The following is a 16688-nucleotide window of genomic DNA, read 5'->3' as shown; positions in this document are numbered from 1 at the left end:
GAGTGGCGGCGATCTCAGAGTGTGGACCGGCTCTGTCCAGCACCTAAGATGGGCGACGTGCTCCGGATCCGCCGTGAACTCGTCGACGAGATCGTCGCCCATGCCCGTCGTGACCATCCCGATGAGGCGTGCGGGGTGATCGCCGGTCCCGAGGGATCGGACAGCCCCGAGCGGTACATCCCGATGCTGAACGCGGCGCGCTCGCCCACGTTCTACGAGTTCGACTCGGGTGATCTGCTCAAGCTCTACCGCGAGATGGACGCCAACGACGAGGTGCCGGTGGTCATCTACCACTCGCACACCGCGACCGACGCCTACCCGTCCCGCACCGATGTCTCGTACGCCTCGGAACCCGACGCGCACTACGTGCTCGTTTCCACCAAGGACCCCGATTCGCATCAGTTCCGGTCGTACCGGATCGTGGACGGGGAGATCACCGAGGAGCCCGTCGAGATCATCGGCTGAACCCGCCCCGTCCGGGAATAACCCGGACCGGCCCGAACGTCTGCGTTGCAGAGAACCCACCGGAGGTAGAAAACCATGGCCGTGACCGTGTCCATCCCGACCATCCTGCGTACGCACACCGGCGGCGAGAAGTCCGTCGAGGCGACCGGCAAGACCGTGCTCGAGGTGATCGACGACATCGAGTCCCGCCACGGCGGCCTCAAGGCCCGCCTGGTCAAGGAAGAGAAGCTGCACCGCTTCGTCAACGTCTACGTCAACGACGAGGACGTCCGCTTCTCCGGCGGTCTCGAGGCCGAGGTCAAGGACGGCGACACCCTGACCATCCTGCCCGCCGTGGCCGGTGGCTGATCGATGGCTCGCTTCGAGTCGCTGCTCGACGCGCTCGGCGGCACCCCGCTGGTCGGCCTTCCCCGGCTTTCGCCCACCCACGACGTGCGGTTGTGGGCGAAGCTGGAGGACCGCAACCCGACCGGTTCGATCAAGGATCGCCCCGCGCTGGCGATGATCGAGGCCGCCGAGCGTGAAGGCACGCTCCGGCGCGGCTCCACGATCCTGGAGCCGACGTCGGGCAACACCGGGATCGCGCTCGCCATGGCCGCGAAGCTCAAGGGCTACGGCCTGGTGTGCGTGATGCCGGAGAACACCTCGACCGAGCGCAAGCAGCTGCTGCAGGCGTACGGCGCGCGGATCGTCTTCTCCCCGGCCGCCGGCGGGTCGAACGAGGCCGTGCGCCGGGCGAAGGAGCTCGCCGAGGCCAACCCGGACTGGGTGATGCTCTATCAGTACGGCAACCCGGCCAACGCCGACGCGCACTATCGCGGCACCGGGCCCGAACTGCTCAAGGACCTGCCGACGCTGACGCATTTCGTCGGCGGCCTCGGCACCACCGGCACGCTGGTCGGCGTCGGGCGCTACCTGCACGAGGCGAAGCCGGACGTGCAGATCATCGCGGCCGAGCCGCGCTACGGCGAGCTGGTCTACGGCCTGCGGAACCTCGACGAGGGTTTCGTCCCGGAGCTTTACGACGCCAGCGTGCTCAACGGCCGGTACTCCGTCGGCGCGTACGACGCGCTTCGCCGGACACGTGAGCTGCTGGAGCACGAAGGCATCTTCGCGGGGATCTCGACCGGTGCCGTACTGCACGCCGCGCTGGCCGTCGCCGAGAAGGCCGCCGCCGCGGGGAAGCCCGCCGACGTGGCCTTCGTGGTCGCCGACGCGGGGTGGAAGTACCTCTCGACGGGCGCGTACTCCGGCTCGCTCGACGAAGCGGCCCAAAGGCTCGACGGGCAGCTCTGGGCCTGACCCCCTCTGCGCGCGCTATGAAAGGTCCTTTCCTTGCAAATTTTGCAAGGAAAGGACCTTTCATAGCGTTCGGGAGGGGGCAGCCGGGTGTCATGAAAGGGTCGTTCAGGACGAAAAACGTCCTGAACGACCCTTTCATGACATTTGGCGAGCGAGGCGGTCCGGCGCTGGCACGATGGTGGCCATGAAGGTCATCGGGTTGCTGGGCGGGATGAGCTGGGAATCGTCGGCCGAGTACTACCGGCTGGTGAACGAGCGCGTCCGTGAGCTGCGCGGCGGGTATCACTCCGCGCGCACCGTGCTGTACTCCGTGGACTTCGCCGAAATCGAAGCGATGCAGGCCGACGGCCGTTGGGATGACGCCGGACGGGAACTGAACCGCGCCGCACGCGCTCTCGAAGCCGCCGGAGCGGATTTCGTCGTCCTCTGCACCAACACGATGCACAAGGTCGCCGACCGGCTCACCGACGGTCTGGGCGTCCCGCTCCTGCATCTCGCCGACACCACGGCCGTCGCCATCAAAGCCGCAGGCATCAAACGCGTCGGGCTCCTGGGCACCGGTTTCACCATGGCCCAGCCGTTCTACCGTGAACGCCTCGCAGCGCACGGCCTCGACGTGCTCGTGCCGGACGAGGACGACCGCGAGACGGTGCACCGGGTCATCTACGACGAACTCGTCCACGGCGTGGTCACCGAGGAGTCCCGCGAGCGGTACCGCGAGGTCATCGCGAGGCTCGTGGAAGCAGGCGCGGAAGGCGTGATCTACGGCTGCACGGAGATCGAACTGCTCGTCGGTCCGGAAGACAGCACGGTGCCCACGTTCCCCACGACGAGGCTGCACGCTGAAGCGGCCGTGGACTACGCGCTGGGCAAGGCCTCACTCCCTCCCGCGGTGTGACGTTCGTGCTGGGCGACGGCCTGTCGCCACAGCCTGTCCTGTTCTTCACCGGTGAATCCGCCGCGAGGCACGCCGAAGACGTCTTCGATGGCCGTCCACCACTCGGCCGGTGTATCCAGCACGGTCTTACCGCCCGGCAGACCGGTCAAGGTCAGCGCACGCAGCGAGTCCACGCCGTCGGCGTCGCGCCGCTGCAGCACCAGCGTGCGGACGAATCCGGAATCCTCCGCCGTCGACAGCTCGACGTGTTTCTCGGCGAAGTCGGCCATCACGGCCGTCTCCGGCGCGAAATCCATCCCGACGAAACTGCCCTGCGGGTCGTGGTCGAACCGCCAGCCGCCGGGCGTGATCTCCGAGGGCCGGATCCGGAACACCAGCGGACCCTGTTTGTACTCGCCCTCACGCAGCGGGAGCGGCTCGTGGATGCCGTCCCCGAGACCTACGTCGACCAGCCAGCCGACTTCGGGCGTCTCCGGCAGCCCGGTCACCTTCAGGGCCAGGTGGTTGAGGTGGATGCCCGCCTCCCCGCCCGGCATCTGCGCTCCGCTCGGATGCCGGGTGACCTGGTAACCGAGCGCCCCCAGCAGGGCCGAGAACGCGCCGTTGAGGTGATAGCAGTAGCCACCGCGGCCGGCGGCGATCCGGCCGAACGACACCGCCGGATCCAGCGAGGTCACCCGGCCGAGCTGGACTTCCAAATCTTCGTACGGCACGCGCTCCACATGGGCCGCGTGCAGGCGGAAAAGGGCGTCGAGACTCGGCGGCTCGTGCTCGAGGCCGAGTCGCGCGAGGTAGGCGGGCACGTCGACGTGCTCGGAAGAAGGGAACCCCATGTGATCGACCGTAGCGGGCACCACCGACAAATCAGGGTTCTCACGGAGGCGATCCCGCCGATCCGCGCCGTAGCCTGGGGAGGTGACCACATTGCCTCCCCAGCCGGTCCCGGCGAGCGAGTCGTCCGGTACGGATCCGGCCAAACGCGTCCTGCCGCCGAACCCGAGGGCCGCCGCGATCGTGGCGCTCGCCTTCACCGCGCTGCTCTACCTGGTCGAGCTGGTCGACGTCGTGCTGCCCCTCGACCTCGATCAGAGCGGGGGCATCGTCGCCCGTGAGGTCTCCGACCTCGACGGCGTGCTCTGGGCGCCGCTGCTGCACGCGGGCTGGGGGCACCTGTTCTCCAACACCGTCCCGGTACTGGTGTTCGCCTTCCTCGCGATGTCCGCGGGTATCGGCCGGTGGGTGCTGGTCACCGCGATCATCTGGGTGCTCTCCGGCCTCGGTGTCTGGCTGATCGCGCCGAGCGGCACGGTGACCGTCGGAGCGTCCGGCGTCGCGTTCGGCTGGCTCGCGTTCCTGCTGGTCAGAGGCATCTTCAACCGCGCCGTCGGGCAGATCCTGGTGGCCGTGGTGCTGCTGGGCATCTGGAGCGGGATGCTCTGGGGACTGCTTCCTGGTGACACGGGCATCTCCTGGCAGGGGCACCTGTTCGGCGCGCTTTCCGGGGTGTTCGCGGCCTGGTTGATGGCGCGGGCCGACAGGTCCCAGGCCAAGAAAGCGGCGGGCCCCGGTAGCCTCGCCGTGTGACCAAGCCGAGCGCCGACGCCCCGATCGGCGTCTTCGATTCCGGAGTGGGCGGGCTCACCGTCGCCAGGGCGATCCTGGAGCAGCTGCCCGGTGAGCAGCTGCGCTACGTCGGCGACACCGCCCGCAACCCGTACGGTCCGCTTCCCATCGCGACGGCACGCCAGTACGCGCTGGAAGCGCTGGACGACATCGTCGAAGGCGGGGTGAAGGCGCTGGTCATCGCCTGCAACACCGCCTCGGCCGCCTGCCTTCGCGACGCGAGGGAGCGCTACGACGTCCCCGTGATCGAGGTCGTCCTCCCGGCCGCGCGCCGGGCCGTGTCCGCCACGCGTTCCGGGCGTATCGGTGTGATCGGCACCGAGGGCACCGTCCGGTCCCGCGCCTACGACGACGCCTTCAACGCCGCGCAGGACGTCGAGATCACCAGCGTCGCGTGCCCGCGGTTCGTGGACTTCGTCGAACGCGGGATCACCACCGGCCGTCAGGTGCTCGGGCTCGCGCAGGGCTATCTGGAACCACTGCTGGACGCGCAGGTCGACACGCTGGTCATGGGCTGCACGCACTACCCGTTGCTCTCCGGGGTGCTGCAGATCGTCATGGGCCAGGACGTCACGCTGGTGTCCAGCGCCGAGGAGACCGCGCGTGACCTCGTGCGCGTCCTCACCGAGGCCGATCTCCTCGCCGAGCGCGACACCCCGCCGCGGCACGAGTTCGTCGCCACCGGATCCGCCGAGCCGTTCACCAGACTCGCTCAGCGGTTCATGGGCTTCGCTCCGGGTGTGCTGGCTCCCACCAGCGCGTAAATCGCCGATTCCGTGCTTAAGGTGTCACAGTGCGTCTCACGATCCTCGGCTGCTCAGGCAGCATCCCCGGGCCCGACGCCGCCGCGTCCGGCTATCTGCTCGAGGCGGACGGGTTCGTCCTGGGGCTCGAACTCGGCAACGGGACGCTCGCCAGGCTGCAGGCCCTGCGCGACCCGTTCGACCTGGACGCGTTGATCCTTTCGCATCTCCACCCCGATCATTGCGCGGACGTCAGCGCGCTCACCGTGCTGCGCCGCTACCACCCGGCGCTGCCGTATCCGGCGAGGCCGCGACGGCTCCCGGTGTACGGGCCGTCGGACGTGCACGAGCGGCTCGCCCACGCGTACGCCGCGAACGAGGACGAGCGGGCGACCACCGACCTTTCCGATGTCTTCGCCTTCGAGGCATTGCGGTCGGAGCCCATGGAGATCGGGCCCTTCGAGGTCACCGCGGTCCCCGTCGACCATCCGACCCCGGCGTTCGGCCTGCGGTTCGCGTACGGCGGCAAGACCCTCGCGTACACCGGGGACACGGGCGTCTGCGACACCCTGACCGATCTCGCCTGCGGCGTCGACGTCCTGCTGTCCGAAGCGTCGTGGACCGACTCGCCCGACCGGCCCGCCGGGGTCCATCTGTCCGGCAAGGAGGCGGGCGAGCTGGGACGCAAGGCCGGGGTGGGGCGGCTACTGCTCACCCACGTCGCGCCCTGGACCGACCGGGACGCCGTCCTCGCCGAGGCGGCCGTCGCGTTCCCCGCGGCCGAGCTGGTCGAGCAGGGCGCCGTCTACGACCTCTGACGCGGGGTTCTAGAGTGGCGGCCGTGGCGAGAAAAGACGGCAGGAACGACGACCAGCTTCGCGACATCAAGATCACCCGCGGTTTTCAGCGGTGGCCGGCGGGATCGGTGTTGATCGAATTCGGCGACACCCGGGTGCTGTGCGCGGCGAGCGTCACCGAAGGCGTCCCCCGCTGGCGGGCCGGTTCCGGCCTCGGCTGGGTCACCGCCGAGTACGCGATGCTGCCGTCGGCGACCAACACCCGCAGCGACCGCGAATCCATCAAGGGCCGCGTCGGCGGCCGCACGCACGAGATCTCCCGGCTGATCGGCCGGTCCCTGCGCGCGTGCATCGACCTGGCGGCGTTGGGGGAGAACACGATCGTCATCGACTGCGACGTCATCCAGGCCGACGGCGGTACCCGCACGGCCGCGGTGACCGGCGGCTACGTCGCGCTCGCCGACGCCGTCACCTGGCTCGGCGCTGCGGGCCGCCTCGCCGACCCGCAGCCGCTTTCGTCTTCGGTGGCCGCGGTGAGCGTGGGCGTCGTCGACGGCCGGGTGCGCCTCGACCTGCCCTACGAAGAGGATTCGCGCGCGGAGGTCGACATGAACGTCGTCGCCACCGACGCGGGCACCCTGATCGAGGTGCAGGGCACCGGCGAGGGTGCGACCTTCGCACGGTCCACTTTGGACACCATGCTGGACGTGGCGCTGGCGGGCTGCGAGGAACTGACCCGTCTGCAGACCGAAGCGCTCGCGTTGCCGTACCCCGGCGAACTCCCCGAGCCGCGCCCCGACAAGAAGAAGGGCGCCAAGTGACCAAGCTGCTCCTCGCCACCCGCAACGCGAAGAAGCTCGGCGAGCTCCGGCGCATCCTGGTGGCGGAGGGGATCGAGGGCGTCGAGGTCATCGGCCTCGCCGACGTCCCCGAGTTCCCCGAAGCACCCGAAACCGCTCCGGACTTCGAAGGCAACGCGCTCGCGAAGGCCCAGGACGCTGCCGCCGCGACCGGTCTCCCGGCCATCGCCGACGATTCGGGTATCACCGTCGACGCGCTCAACGGCATGCCGGGCGTGCTCTCGGCGCGCTGGTCGGGCAAGCACGGCGACGACGACGCGAACCTGGATCTCGTGCTGGCACAGCTGTCCGACACACCTGACGAGCGGATGGGCGCGGCCTTCGTCTGCGCGGCCGCGCTGGTCGTCCCCGGCGGCGACGAAACCGTGGTGCGCGGGGAATGGCGAGGCTCGCTGATCCGGGAACGCCGCGGTGCCAACGGATTCGGCTACGACCCGATCTTCGTGCCCGAAGGGGGGACGCGGACCTCGGCGGAGCTGGATCCGTCCGAAAAGGACGAAGCTTCGCACCGGGGGAAGGCGTTGCGGGCGTTGGTGGGAGAGCTGCGGAAGCTGGCCGGTTGAGTTGGTCGTGAGTGGCGTTTCGGGTTAGAACCCGAAACGCCACTCACGAGGCTCACGCGAGCGAGAGGTCCCGCAGCAGCTTCGCGACGTGCCCGGTCGCCCGCACGTTGTACTGCGCCACCGCGATCTTGCCCTCGGGGTCGACGACGAACGTCGAACGGATGACGCCCTCGTAGACCCTGCCGTAGTTCTTCTTCTCGCCGAAGGCGCTGTACGCCTTCAGGGCCGTCTTCTCCGTGTCGGAGAGCAGCGGGAACGTCAGCCCTTCCGCCTCGACGAACTTCGCCAGCTTCGCGGGCTTGTCGGGCGAGATGCCGAGCACCTGGTAGCCGGCGTCGTTGAGCTGCGCGAGGCTGTCCCGGAAGTCGCAGGCCTGCTTCGTGCAGCCCGGCGTGCCGGCGTTCGGGTAGAAGTACACGACGACCGACTTGCCGCGGAAGTCGCTGAGCTTGACGTCGTTGCCCTCGCTGTCGGGCAGGGTGAAGTCGGGCGCTTTGTCGCCGGGGGAAAGTCGCTGCTCGGTCATGACGCACACGGTAGCGAAACCGGCGGCGTCAGACCTTTCCGCAGTACTTCGCGGCGACGGGTTCCGACGGGCTCGGCCGCACCTGCAGGCGCAGCTTCACCGGCCTGTCCGGAACGGCGAACGCCAGGTTCAGGTGGACCGACCGGCCGGGCGCCACGTCCTTGCCGGCGTCCGCGACGCCGTTGTAGCCCTGCACCGGGTCGACGACCTGTTTGACCGCCGCGGTCTCCCCGTCGACCTCACCGGTCACGGACAGCCCGGAGAGCCGGTACGTGCCGTCGCCCGCGTTCGTCACCTCGATGCCGAAGGCCACCGCGCGCGGGCTCTGCGGATACGCCGACGCACTGGGGCGGAACGACTTCGGCGCGGAAACGGAGATCGTGACGCCGGTCGCGAACCGGTGCGGGGCGCCGAACGCCAGGTCGCCTTCCGCGTGCGTCGCGGCCAAACCCTGCGCGGGGGCGTCCGCGCCGAGCACGGCGGCACCTTTTTCCGGTGCCGGGACCCCGCACGCGGCCGCCAGCATCAGCGAGCAGGCGGCGATGAAGAGCTTCGGGGTGCGCGGGGGCGCCATGTGCGGTTACTCCAGTCGGAGGTGCGGGTGGGCCGTTCGAGGTAGGTATTAGTGCCGAAGAGTCCAGAGTGACGGTCTTCCGCAGCCGAGAGGAGCGGCACGGCCGGGTTGAGGCGCACCTGGTGTACAGCCGTGGCCGATCCGTGATCGGAAGGGTACGGCTAGTGACAGCCGTCACCTCGATGGCACATCCGCGACGGGTCAGACGGCGAAGGCGAAGAACAGGATGAAGATCGCCAGACCGGACACCCAGGCCACGATCAGCCAGCCGAAATCGCGCATCGGATCGACCGCCCGGCTCTCCTCGCCAGGGACGTAGACGCCGCGCTCTTCGAACCAGTCCGCCCACCGGGTCAGCCAGCGAAAGGGGCTTCGAGACGCCATGGTGGTCACAGTACGGGCATGGGTGAGCCGCGTCAGCCACGGAGGGGCCGCCCGAAAGGGCGAATCGGGCGAACCAGTTATCGCCCACTAGGCCCTTTTGTCCAACTGGTTCACCCGTCAGGCTGTAACGATGGCGCTGGGAATAGATATCTACAGTCGCTTTCAATCCGTTACCAATTGGCAGGCAGTCAAGGATCACGGCGTGACGTTCGTCTTCGTCAAGCTCAGTGACGGCGGAGGCCTCCCGAACGGCGGCCGCAACACCGGCGACGCGTTGGTGGCAGGGGCGAGATCCGCGGGAATCCCGGTGGGGGGATATCACTACGCCCAGGCGAGTCCTTCGCCGGAGGCGCAGGCGGACGTGCTGATCGGGGAGGTCCGGCGACTCGGGGCGACCGGATGTGTCCCGATGCTCGACCTCGAGGACAACCCGCCGGGTTCGGGAACGCCGAACATCCCCGACTCGCGCAAGCGGGACTTCTCGATCAGATTCTGCAACCGCGTGGCCGGACACGGCTTCCGGCCGGGCATCTACATGAACAACTCGCTCGCCAAGATGCTGCGTCCCGACCAGTTCGGCGTACGGGATCTCGTCATTTGGATCGCGCGCTACGGCGCGAAACCCGATCCGGCCGCCGGCCGCTACGACGTCCACCAGTATTCGGACGCCGGCCAGATCCCCGGTATCCGCGCGAGCGGTGTCGATCTCAACGAGTCCTACACGAACGCCCACTTGACCGGCGGCGGCGCCGCCCCGAAGCGGAAGGCGACGACAGAACTCATGGAACGCAGGACCATTCCGGCCAGTCCCTCGACCACCTCCGTGCGGCTGTTCCTCTCCGGCAGCGAGACGGCCGCGATCATCGTCCGCCCGCGTGTCGACGGGGACGGCATCACCGACGCGCCCGTATGGCAGGGCAACATCTACGCCTGGGGCAGCGACAAGGTCGGCGTCGGCGGTAATCCCTTGCAGACGCCCGGATTCAACCCGAAGACGGTTTCGCACCGGCGGTACCACCTGCCGGGCGCGGTGTGGGCCGACTTCGAATACAGCTCGAACATGGAGTTCGAGATCGACATCGTCGGCTGAGGCCGGAGTACATGAAGGTCCCCTTCCTTGCGCCTGGGTACAGGAAGGGGGCCTTCATGTCATGATGAGCGCATGACGAGCTTCCGAAAGGCCGATGCCGCGTAAGGCGCCCGCTCTGGTCCGGCAGGAGTTTTCGCCCGTGCTCGCCGCCCGGATCTCGCGGCTCGAACGTTCCCGCAACTACCTCGGGCCAGGCGCGGTCCGGACCGCACTTCGTCTCTGGCGAGAGTTCATCGCGGACCCGTACCGGCGCCTCCGGGTCGACAGCGAAGGCTGCGGCGTCTGGGAGTGTTGCGGCGATCCCTGGCAGGCGAGGGAAATGCTCGAAGGCGTGCTCCTCTCCCTCCCCAGGCGTTACGCCGCGGAGCTGCGGCGGCACATCGACGACGAGTGGTGATCCCTCACCGGGCCGCGTCCCGGACGGCGTCCACGATGAACTGGTATCCCGTGCACCGGCACAGATTCCCCGAGATCGCCTGCCGGATCTCGGCGTCCGTCGGGTCCGGGTTCTCCTTCAGCAGTTCGGTCGCCGTCGCCAGCATCCCCGGCGTGCAGAAGCCGCACTGCAGCCCGTGGTGCTTCCGGAACGACTCCTGCAACGGATGCAGTTCGCCGTCCGACGCCAGCCCTTCGACCGTGACGATCTCCGACCCGTCCACCTGCACCGCCAGCAGGCAGCACGCACGCGCGCTCGCCCCGTCGAGGGTGATCGTGCACGAGCCGCAGACGCCGTGTTCGCAGCCGACGTGCACCCCGGTGAAACCCAGGTCGTGGCGCAGGAAATCGGCTAGCGTCCGCCGTGGTTCGCAGTCCGCGCGGTAGGTCCGGCCGTTCACCGTCAGGGTGACCGTGATCATGCGTCCTCCTTGGCCCGTGCGAGCGCACGCCGGGTGAGTACCGCGGCCATCTCGCGCCGGTAATCGGCCGGGGCGTGGAGGTCGCCGGGCGGATCGGTCGCCGCGGCGGCTAGTTCCGCGGCGAGGGCGATCGCGTCGCCGGTCATGGGGCCGCCGGTGAGCGACGCTTCGGCGGCGGTGGCCCGGATCGGCGTCGGACCCGCGCCCGCGACGGCGATCCGCGCGGATTCGCAGACCTCACCGGTCATCGTCACGGTCGCGAAGACGGCGACCAGCGCGAGATCGCGACTCCGCCTGCTCAGTTCTTCGACGGCCCAGCCGCCTCGATGCGACGGCACCGAAATCCGCGTCAGCAGTTCGCCCCGGCCCAACGCCGTCCGATGCGGGCCGAGGAAGAAGTCCCGTGCCGCGACGGTCCGTTCGCCGGAAGCGCCGCGGACGGTGAAATCGGCGTCGAGCGCGACCATCACCGCGGGCAGTTCCGCGGCCGGGTCGGCGTGCGCGAGACTGCCGCCGATCGTGCCCCGGTTCCGGATGGCGACGTGCCCCACGTGGCCGAGCGCCTCGGCGAGCAGGGGGATTTCGGACCGGACGACGGCGGACGTCTCGACCGCGCGGTGCCGGGTGAGCGCGCCGATCTCCAGTCGTCCATTTTCCTTGCGCAGGAAGGAAAGTTCGTCGAGCCGGTTGATGTCGACCACCAGCGACGGGCGCGCTTTACGCAGGTTCAGCAGCGGCACGAGACTCTGTCCGCCCGCCAGCACCCGCGCGTCCGGGGTGCCCAGGGCTTCGATGGCCTCGTCGAGCGACGTAGCCCGCAAGTACTCGAACGGCGCGGCCTTCACCGGGCCGCTCCCCGCTTCAGCGCGGCCAGCAGCCGCGGCGGCGTGATCGGCAGCGAGGTGATGTCCACGTCGTGTCCGCGCAGCGCGTCCTCGACGGCGTGCGCGATCGCCGCGCCGCCGCCGATCACGCCCGCTTCCCCCATTCCCTTGAACCCGCCGGGAACGTGCTCGGCGGGAGTCGTCATATGCGACACCGAGAACGGTGGAATCTCGGTCGCGGTCGGCAGCAGATACCCAGTGAACGACGTGGTCTCCATCCGGCCGTCGGTGCCGTAGACCAGTTCCTCGTACAGCGCCCCGCCGATCGCCTGCGCCGCGCCGCCGTGCAGCTGCCCGTCCACGATCGTCGGATTGATGACGGTGCCGCAGTCGTGCGCGATCAGGTAGTCCAACAGCGTCACGACGCCGGTTTCCTTGTCGACTTCGGCGAGGACGGCGGTGCAGCCGAACGAGGTCGCGACGTTGACCGGGTCGTAGACCTCGCGTTCCTCCAGTGTCGGCGTCTCGTCCTCGGGCCAGACGCCGTTCAGCCGCCGGTACGCCGCGTCGCCGATCGCGGCGAGGGTGACCTGCCTGCCGGGTACGCCTTTCACCGCGACGACACCGTCCTGAATGGACAGATCGTCGGGGGATGCCTCCAGGATGTGCCCGGCCACTCGCAGGATCTTCGCCCGCAGCCGGGTCGACGCGTTCAGTACGGCCGCGCCGCCGACGGCCGCCCCTCGGCTCGCCGCCGTGCCGTAGCCGGTGTACGGACAGCTTTGGGTGTCCCCGGAGAGCACGGTGACGTGGTCGAGCGGGACGCCGAGCGTATGCGCGGCCACTTGCGCCAGCGTCGTGTGGATGCCCTGCCCGATCGCGGACAGTCCGGTGTGGACGGTCACGTGGCCGGTCGAGTCGACCCGCACGACCTCCTCGTCGAATCCGGAATGCCCCAATCCGGCGAGGTTGATGATCCGGCTCGGCCCGAACCCGGTCAGTTCGTTGTGGAACGCGTACCCGATGCCGACACCATCTCCGCGACGTTCCGCCCAGCCCGCGTCCTCGACCGCCTTCAGGCAAAGATCCAGGCAGTCCTCGTAGCGGCCGCTGTCGTAGACGAACACCGGGCCTTGATACGGAAACGCCTCCGGTGGGATGAAGTTCTTGCGCCGCACCGCGTGCGCGTCCATGCCGAGCCGTTTCGCCAGCTGCTCCACCAGATGTTCGTGCACGAAGTTCGCCTTCGGCAGCCCGTAACCGCGGAACGATCCGTACGGCGACCGGTTCGTCATCACGGCGACGAGGGTGAGTTCCGCGTTCGGGATGGCGTACGGCCCGGTCAGCAGGGCGGTCGTCGTCCAGCACGGGCTGGCGCCGACGGTCCCGAGCACGCCGCCGAGGACGCCGTACACGGTGGCGCGCAGGCCGGTGATCGTGCCGTCGTCCTTGGCCGCGAGTTCGACGTCGATCTTCTGCTCGCGCGAGTGCGCGTTCGCGACGAAGCTCTCTGCTCGGTCCTCGATGAGCTTGACCGGTTTCCCGGTGCGTCGCGAGAGGATCGCCGCGACGACTTCCTCGGCGTAGAAGTCGAACTTGTTCCCGAAGCCGCCGCCGACGTCGGGCGTGCGCACGCGGATCCGGTCCATCGAGAGCCCGAAGACCTCGCCGAACAGTTCACGCGCGAGGTTGGGCGCCTGGGTGGCGAGCCAGACGTCGAGCCGGTCGGTGAACGGGTCCCAGGTCGCCACCACACCCCGCGTTTCGATCGGCGTGCCCATCTGACGGGCGAACCGGAACGACTCGGTGAGCACGACGTCGGCTTCGGCGAACGCGGTGGCCACGTCACCCATCGGGATGGTGCCGGTGCCGGCGATGTTGTCCGGCCAGTCCTCGTAGAGCTTCGGGGCGTCGTCCGCCAGCGCCTGTTCGAGCGTGCCGGCGGCGGGGAGCTCCTCGTACTCGACCTCGATCAGTTCCAGCGCGTCCTCGGCGGTCGCCCGGTCCTTCGCCGCGACGGCCGCGACGCCTTGGCCGTGGTAGCGCACCTTTCCGATGGCCAGGGCGTGGGTTTCGGGCGTCCGCATATCCGGCAGATTCGACCAGATCACCGGTTGGGGTGTCTTCGTGATCGCCCGGACGTCCTCGCCGGTGATCACGGCGTACACGCCGGGATGGGCTTCCGCCGCGGTCGTGTCGACGCGCAGGATCCGCGCGTGCGGCAGGGGACTGCGCAGAACGGCGGCCTCCAGCATCCCCGGCAGCCGTACGTCGTCGATGTACTGCGCCCGCCCGGTCAGCAGGCGGACGTCCTCCTGCCGGGTCACGCTCGCACCGATCAGCCCCATGGCCTCACTTTTCCGTACCGAGGGCCCCTCGCGCATCGTGCACACGGGTCACGCGTCACCACCGCCGACGGCCGGTTCCGAAGCCTGGGCGACGATCTCGTGCAACGCGGCCACGTGACCGCGGTAGGCCTCTCGTCCGGCACTGGTCAGCAGGAGCCAGACGCGTTGACGCGTGTCGCGAACGGCCTTGTCCTGCCTGACGTAACCGGCGTCCATCAACACACCGACGTGTTTGCTGAGCACCGAAGCGCTGACGCCGAGCCGCTCCTGGACCACGCCGAACTCGGCGCGTTCCACGGAGTCGAGCAGGGCGCAGATCTTCAGTCTGTTCGGGGCGTGGATGATCAGGTCGAAGCCGTCCTCGCTCACCGGGAGCGCGCCTCGCGTCGCATGATCGCGCCCAGCACCAAGACGAGACAGGCGAGCAGGCCGGACCCGGCGAACCAGACCCAGACCTGGTCCATGACCTTGGCCACCACCATCGCGCCGATCATCACCAGCGCGGCGACGGCGAGCACCGGCCAGACGCGCCGGATCGGGACGGCGCTCAGCCGGGGCACGACGCCCGACTGCCGGATGAACGTCCCGATCGTGATCCCGAACAGCGCGGCCCAGACCGCGAGCCCGCCGAGGCCCAGTGCCGCGCCCGCCGCCGTCGACGGGGTGAGCTGGATGAGCGGCACGATGGCCAGCAACGCGGCCAGGGCGAGGAAGTACCACCACGGCGGTGGGACACGCGCCAGCGAGGCCTGTGCCTCTTCGATGTCCCGCAACGCGCTACTGGCTTCTTCCGGCGTCGGCCGCTTTGTTTCCATGTTGGAAACTTTACACTTTCCAACATGGAAAGTCAGGGGGAGTCGGTCATGGCCTCCCGATCGGACACCGGGAGCCACTGCCGCTCCGGATCGAAGGGCCGGTACGCGGAGCGGACGTGCTCGATCAGCAGCGGCAGCGTGGGATGCCGGTTGTCGTGCCGCCACAGCAGCGAGAACGGGTACACCGGTGTCGGTTCGACGAGCGGGATCTGGACGACGTCCGGATGCCAGGGCACGTGCATCTTCGCGCCGACGAAACCCAGCCGGTCCTTCGACTCGCCGATCACCTCGATGTGGTGTTCCAGCCCGAAGTTCGGGCCGTCGGTGTCGACCAGGATGCCGAACGCCGGACACAGTTCCGCCCAGAACTCCGCCCACTCGCCAGCACGCGCGTTGTAGGGCATCCAGGCGGTCAGGCCTTCGAGTTCCGCCATCGCCACCTTTCGTCGCCGTGCGAGCGGATGCCGCCGCCCGACCAGCAGGTTCGCCGGTTCCAGATAGGCGGGTGTACGGCCGATCCCCGGGGACGGCGCCGTGCTGACGCGGGCGAACGCGGCGTCGACGGACTCCGGCAGTAGCGCCCGGCGCACCGCGCCCAACCCTGGCGTGACGAGTTCCAGTTCGTCGTCGTGGTCGGCATGGAAGGCGCGGATGACCTCCATGGTCGCCAGCCGTGTGCCGAGGACGTCGACGCGCAGGGGACGTCGCCGGCCCTGAAGACGCTCGACGGCTTGGTCGGCGAGGCTGATGAGCGCCCGGGCGTGCTTGAGGAACTCCTCGCCGTCTTCGGTCGGTTCGGCGCCTCCGCGCGTTCGCGACAGCAGCCGCACGCCGAGATCGCTCTCGAGCTTCGCGACGCGTTTGGAGACCGCCTGCTGGCTCATGTCCAGCCGGATCGCGGCCTCGCTGAAGTACCGGTCCTCGGCCACCGCGACGAACGCGCGCACCGCGCCCAGATCGAGTTCCCTTCCCGGCATCACGCCGCGCGCCGCTGCATCCTGAGCTGTCCGATCTCCGACACGTTCTTCATCAGTTCGGCGTTCACCCACGCGACGGTGTGGGCGAAGGTCAGTCCGGCTTCCTCGCCGAACGGGTACGCGGAGGGCGCGTCGAAATCGGCGTCGGACCAGATCAGGTCGAACTGCCAGCGGGACAGCTCCGAACGCGATGCGGGCACCCGCCGGATCCTCGCTTCGGGGCACGGCGGTCGCAACCGGTTTACGGTGCGGTCATGAGTCCCTATGTCGCGCAGCGGAACGGCCGGACGGCGACCGCCGAAGACTTGGCGCCACTCGCCTTCGCCGGCTTCGCCCACTTCACGGCCATGCAGGTGCGTGACGGCCGGGTCCGCGGTCTCGACCTGCATCTGGATCGGCTCCGGACCGCTTCGCTGGAGCTGTTCGGCGACGCCCTGCCGGACGACCGGATCCGCTCGTACGTGCGCGAGGCGCTGAAGTCCGGACCCGCCGACGTTTCCCTCACCGTGACGATCCACCTGCCGGGTGACCTCGAAGTCCTGGTGCGCACCCGGCCCCCGGCTTCGGGTCCGGCCGGTCCGCTGGTGCTGACAGCCGTCGGCCACGAGCGCGTCCTGCCCGCCCTCAAACACACCGGTGAGATGGCGAAGACCTACTTCCGGCGGCGGGCCGTCGCCGAAGGATGCGACGACGCGGCGTTCGTCGATCGCCGGGGCAGGCTGAGCGAGGCGACGATCTGGAACCTCGCCTTCTCCGACGCCGATACGGTGGTGTGGCCCGACGCCGATTTGCTGGAGGGGACCACGATGGGCATCGTCCGGCGACGGCTGGCAGCACTCGGTGTGCCGCAACGGGTCCAGGAGGTCACGCTCGCCGACCTGCCGGGGCTCGCGGGCGCGGTGGTCATGAACTCGTGGACGCCGGGGATCGCGGTACGCCGGATCGGCCCGGCGGCACTGCCGGAAGCGCCGTCGTTCGTCGAGACGCTGCACCGCGCCTACGAAACAGAACCTCTTGTGCGACCTTGAAAGGAAAGACGCCG

Annotated in this window: 23 protein-coding genes; 12 read left to right on the top strand and 11 right to left on the bottom strand. The window is 69.2% G+C overall.

What is annotated here, in order from left to right:
* Positions 1-48: 48 nt before the first annotated feature.
* The 4 genes from AMK34_RS35235 (at position 49) to AMK34_RS35220 (ending at position 2665) form a co-directional block, all read left to right on the top strand.
* Positions 49-465 carry a Mov34/MPN/PAD-1 family protein gene (locus AMK34_RS35235; RefSeq protein ID WP_016336788.1) on the top strand — a complete coding sequence of 139 codons (417 nt, stop codon included), beginning with the start codon at positions 49-51 and terminating at the stop codon, positions 463-465.
* Between the two features lie 75 nt (positions 466-540).
* Positions 541-813, top strand: coding sequence for a MoaD/ThiS family protein (locus AMK34_RS35230; RefSeq protein WP_005165659.1), 273 nt, complete (start codon positions 541-543; stop codon positions 811-813).
* 3 nt (positions 814-816) lie between these two features.
* Positions 817-1767 (top strand): PLP-dependent cysteine synthase family protein, encoded by a 951-nt coding sequence (locus AMK34_RS35225; RefSeq protein WP_037341526.1) that lies wholly within the window; start codon positions 817-819, stop codon positions 1765-1767.
* A gap of 184 nt (positions 1768-1951) precedes the next feature.
* Complete coding sequence (locus tag AMK34_RS35220; RefSeq protein WP_073848242.1) at positions 1952-2665, top strand: aspartate/glutamate racemase family protein; 714 nt, start codon at positions 1952-1954, stop codon at positions 2663-2665.
* Here the strand turns inward: AMK34_RS35220 and AMK34_RS35215 are convergent.
* Complete coding sequence (locus AMK34_RS35215; protein WP_073848241.1) at positions 2626-3498, bottom strand: arylamine N-acetyltransferase family protein; 873 nt, start codon at positions 3496-3498, stop codon at positions 2626-2628. The two genes, AMK34_RS35220 and AMK34_RS35215, sit on opposite strands and share 40 nt — an antisense overlap.
* A gap of 82 nt (positions 3499-3580) precedes the next feature.
* Between AMK34_RS35215 and AMK34_RS35210 the strand changes: the two genes are divergently transcribed.
* Genes AMK34_RS35210 through rdgB form a run of 5 tightly spaced genes read left to right on the top strand, consistent with a single transcriptional unit; the run spans position 3581 to position 7251 of the window.
* On the top strand, positions 3581-4249 hold the full coding sequence (locus AMK34_RS35210; RefSeq protein WP_038509017.1) for a rhomboid family intramembrane serine protease: 669 nt from the start codon (positions 3581-3583) through the stop codon (positions 4247-4249).
* A complete protein-coding gene (murI, locus tag AMK34_RS35205) occupies positions 4246-5052 on the top strand; it encodes a glutamate racemase (RefSeq protein WP_007028257.1) in 807 nt (268 codons plus the stop codon). The genes AMK34_RS35210 and murI overlap by 4 nt, the downstream gene beginning before the upstream one ends.
* A gap of 29 nt (positions 5053-5081) precedes the next feature.
* Positions 5082-5849, top strand: coding sequence for an MBL fold metallo-hydrolase (locus AMK34_RS35200; protein WP_038509018.1), 768 nt, complete (start codon positions 5082-5084; stop codon positions 5847-5849).
* A 23-nt stretch (positions 5850-5872) separates the two neighbouring features.
* A complete protein-coding gene (gene rph / locus AMK34_RS35195; protein WP_037342521.1) occupies positions 5873-6649 on the top strand; it encodes a ribonuclease PH in 777 nt (258 codons plus the stop codon).
* Complete coding sequence (gene rdgB, locus AMK34_RS35190; RefSeq protein WP_073848240.1) at positions 6646-7251, top strand: RdgB/HAM1 family non-canonical purine NTP pyrophosphatase; 606 nt, start codon at positions 6646-6648, stop codon at positions 7249-7251. Before rph ends, rdgB begins: the two co-directional genes overlap by 4 nt.
* 52 nt (positions 7252-7303) lie before the next feature.
* Here the strand turns inward: rdgB and bcp are convergent, their stop codons facing one another.
* From bcp to AMK34_RS35175, 3 genes are all read right to left on the bottom strand, one after another.
* The gene (bcp, locus tag AMK34_RS35185) at positions 7304-7777 is read right to left on the bottom strand and encodes a thioredoxin-dependent thiol peroxidase (protein WP_038522498.1); all 474 of its coding nucleotides are present in this window, start codon (positions 7775-7777) and stop codon (positions 7304-7306) included.
* A gap of 28 nt (positions 7778-7805) precedes the next feature.
* Entirely contained in the window at positions 7806-8351 is a 546-nt protein-coding gene (locus tag AMK34_RS35180; protein WP_038509020.1) for a hypothetical protein, read from the bottom strand.
* Positions 8352-8552: 201 nt separating this feature from the next.
* On the bottom strand, positions 8553-8735 hold the full coding sequence (locus AMK34_RS35175) for a hypothetical protein (RefSeq protein WP_007028251.1): 183 nt from the start codon (positions 8733-8735) through the stop codon (positions 8553-8555).
* A 130-nt stretch (positions 8736-8865) separates the two neighbouring features.
* Here AMK34_RS35175 and AMK34_RS35170 point away from each other — a divergent pair, with 130 nt between their 5' ends.
* Both AMK34_RS35170 and AMK34_RS35165 read left to right on the top strand, forming a co-directional pair.
* A complete protein-coding gene (locus AMK34_RS35170; protein WP_274534459.1) occupies positions 8866-9825 on the top strand; it encodes a glycoside hydrolase family 25 protein in 960 nt (319 codons plus the stop codon).
* A gap of 94 nt (positions 9826-9919) precedes the next feature.
* Positions 9920-10222, top strand: coding sequence for a hypothetical protein (locus AMK34_RS35165; RefSeq protein ID WP_073848239.1), 303 nt, complete (start codon positions 9920-9922; stop codon positions 10220-10222).
* Positions 10223-10226: 4 nt separating this feature from the next.
* Here AMK34_RS35165 and AMK34_RS35160 read toward each other — a convergent pair whose 3' ends face one another.
* Genes AMK34_RS35160 through AMK34_RS35130 form a run of 7 tightly spaced genes read right to left on the bottom strand, consistent with a single transcriptional unit; the run spans position 10227 to position 15846 of the window.
* Positions 10227-10682 (bottom strand): (2Fe-2S)-binding protein, encoded by a 456-nt coding sequence (locus tag AMK34_RS35160; protein WP_038509022.1) that lies wholly within the window; start codon positions 10680-10682, stop codon positions 10227-10229.
* Positions 10679-11527, bottom strand: coding sequence for an FAD binding domain-containing protein (locus tag AMK34_RS35155; protein ID WP_073848238.1), 849 nt, complete (start codon positions 11525-11527; stop codon positions 10679-10681). The genes AMK34_RS35160 and AMK34_RS35155 overlap by 4 nt, the downstream gene beginning before the upstream one ends.
* Positions 11524-13854 carry a xanthine dehydrogenase family protein molybdopterin-binding subunit gene (locus AMK34_RS35150; protein ID WP_073848237.1) on the bottom strand — a complete coding sequence of 777 codons (2331 nt, stop codon included), beginning with the start codon at positions 13852-13854 and terminating at the stop codon, positions 11524-11526. The genes AMK34_RS35155 and AMK34_RS35150 overlap by 4 nt, the downstream gene beginning before the upstream one ends.
* Before the next feature lie 48 nt (positions 13855-13902).
* Positions 13903-14223, bottom strand: coding sequence for a transcriptional regulator (locus AMK34_RS35145; RefSeq protein WP_038509025.1), 321 nt, complete (start codon positions 14221-14223; stop codon positions 13903-13905).
* The gene (locus AMK34_RS35140; protein WP_143202710.1) at positions 14220-14669 is read right to left on the bottom strand and encodes a hypothetical protein; all 450 of its coding nucleotides are present in this window, start codon (positions 14667-14669) and stop codon (positions 14220-14222) included. The genes AMK34_RS35145 and AMK34_RS35140 overlap by 4 nt, the downstream gene beginning before the upstream one ends.
* A gap of 32 nt (positions 14670-14701) precedes the next feature.
* Positions 14702-15646 (bottom strand): LysR family transcriptional regulator, encoded by a 945-nt coding sequence (locus AMK34_RS35135; protein ID WP_073848236.1) that lies wholly within the window; start codon positions 15644-15646, stop codon positions 14702-14704.
* Positions 15646-15846, bottom strand: coding sequence for a hypothetical protein (locus tag AMK34_RS35130; protein WP_338020571.1), 201 nt, complete (start codon positions 15844-15846; stop codon positions 15646-15648). The genes AMK34_RS35135 and AMK34_RS35130 overlap by 1 nt, the downstream gene beginning before the upstream one ends.
* Positions 15847-15900: 54 nt before the next feature.
* On the opposite strand from AMK34_RS35130, the gene AMK34_RS35125 reads away from it, so the two are divergent.
* Positions 15901-16674, top strand: a complete 774-nt coding sequence (locus AMK34_RS35125; RefSeq protein ID WP_073848235.1) for an aminotransferase class IV family protein — start codon at positions 15901-15903, stop codon at positions 16672-16674.
* Positions 16675-16688 lie beyond the last annotated feature (14 nt).

The sequence above is a fragment of the Amycolatopsis sp. CB00013 genome (genome assembly GCF_001905755.1).
GTDB classification, from domain to species: Bacteria; Actinomycetota; Actinomycetes; order Mycobacteriales; family Pseudonocardiaceae; genus Amycolatopsis; species Amycolatopsis japonica.
Note: the sequence above shows the minus strand (reverse complement) of the source record. Positions and strands in the feature narration are given on the sequence as shown.

What these genes read in the sequence shown, in the direction of transcription:
- AMK34_RS35235 (WP_016336788.1), top strand. Translation starts at nt 49, where the DNA reads ATGGGCGACGTGCTCCGGATCCGCCGTGAACTCGTCGACGAGATCGTC.
- AMK34_RS35230 (WP_005165659.1), top strand. Translation starts at nt 541, where the DNA reads ATGGCCGTGACCGTGTCCATCCCGACCATCCTGCGTACGCACACCGGC.
- AMK34_RS35225 (WP_037341526.1), top strand. Translation starts at nt 817, where the DNA reads ATGGCTCGCTTCGAGTCGCTGCTCGACGCGCTCGGCGGCACCCCGCTG.
- AMK34_RS35220 (WP_073848242.1), top strand. Translation starts at nt 1,952, where the DNA reads ATGAAGGTCATCGGGTTGCTGGGCGGGATGAGCTGGGAATCGTCGGCC.
- AMK34_RS35215 (WP_073848241.1), bottom strand. Translation starts at nt 3,498, where the DNA reads ATGGGGTTCCCTTCTTCCGAGCACGTCGACGTGCCCGCCTACCTCGCG.
- bcp (WP_038522498.1), bottom strand. Translation starts at nt 7,777, where the DNA reads ATGACCGAGCAGCGACTTTCCCCCGGCGACAAAGCGCCCGACTTCACC.
- AMK34_RS35180 (WP_038509020.1), bottom strand. Translation starts at nt 8,351, where the DNA reads ATGGCGCCCCCGCGCACCCCGAAGCTCTTCATCGCCGCCTGCTCGCTG.
- AMK34_RS35175 (WP_007028251.1), bottom strand. Translation starts at nt 8,735, where the DNA reads ATGGCGTCTCGAAGCCCCTTTCGCTGGCTGACCCGGTGGGCGGACTGG.
- AMK34_RS35170 (WP_274534459.1), top strand. Translation starts at nt 8,866, where the DNA reads ATGGCGCTGGGAATAGATATCTACAGTCGCTTTCAATCCGTTACCAAT.
- AMK34_RS35165 (WP_073848239.1), top strand. Translation starts at nt 9,920, where the DNA reads ATGCCGCGTAAGGCGCCCGCTCTGGTCCGGCAGGAGTTTTCGCCCGTG.
- AMK34_RS35160 (WP_038509022.1), bottom strand. Translation starts at nt 10,682, where the DNA reads ATGATCACGGTCACCCTGACGGTGAACGGCCGGACCTACCGCGCGGAC.
- AMK34_RS35150 (WP_073848237.1), bottom strand. Translation starts at nt 13,854, where the DNA reads ATGGGGCTGATCGGTGCGAGCGTGACCCGGCAGGAGGACGTCCGCCTG.
- AMK34_RS35140 (WP_143202710.1), bottom strand. Translation starts at nt 14,669, where the DNA reads ATGGAAACAAAGCGGCCGACGCCGGAAGAAGCCAGTAGCGCGTTGCGG.
- AMK34_RS35135 (WP_073848236.1), bottom strand. Translation starts at nt 15,646, where the DNA reads ATGCCGGGAAGGGAACTCGATCTGGGCGCGGTGCGCGCGTTCGTCGCG.
- AMK34_RS35125 (WP_073848235.1), top strand. Translation starts at nt 15,901, where the DNA reads ATGAGTCCCTATGTCGCGCAGCGGAACGGCCGGACGGCGACCGCCGAA.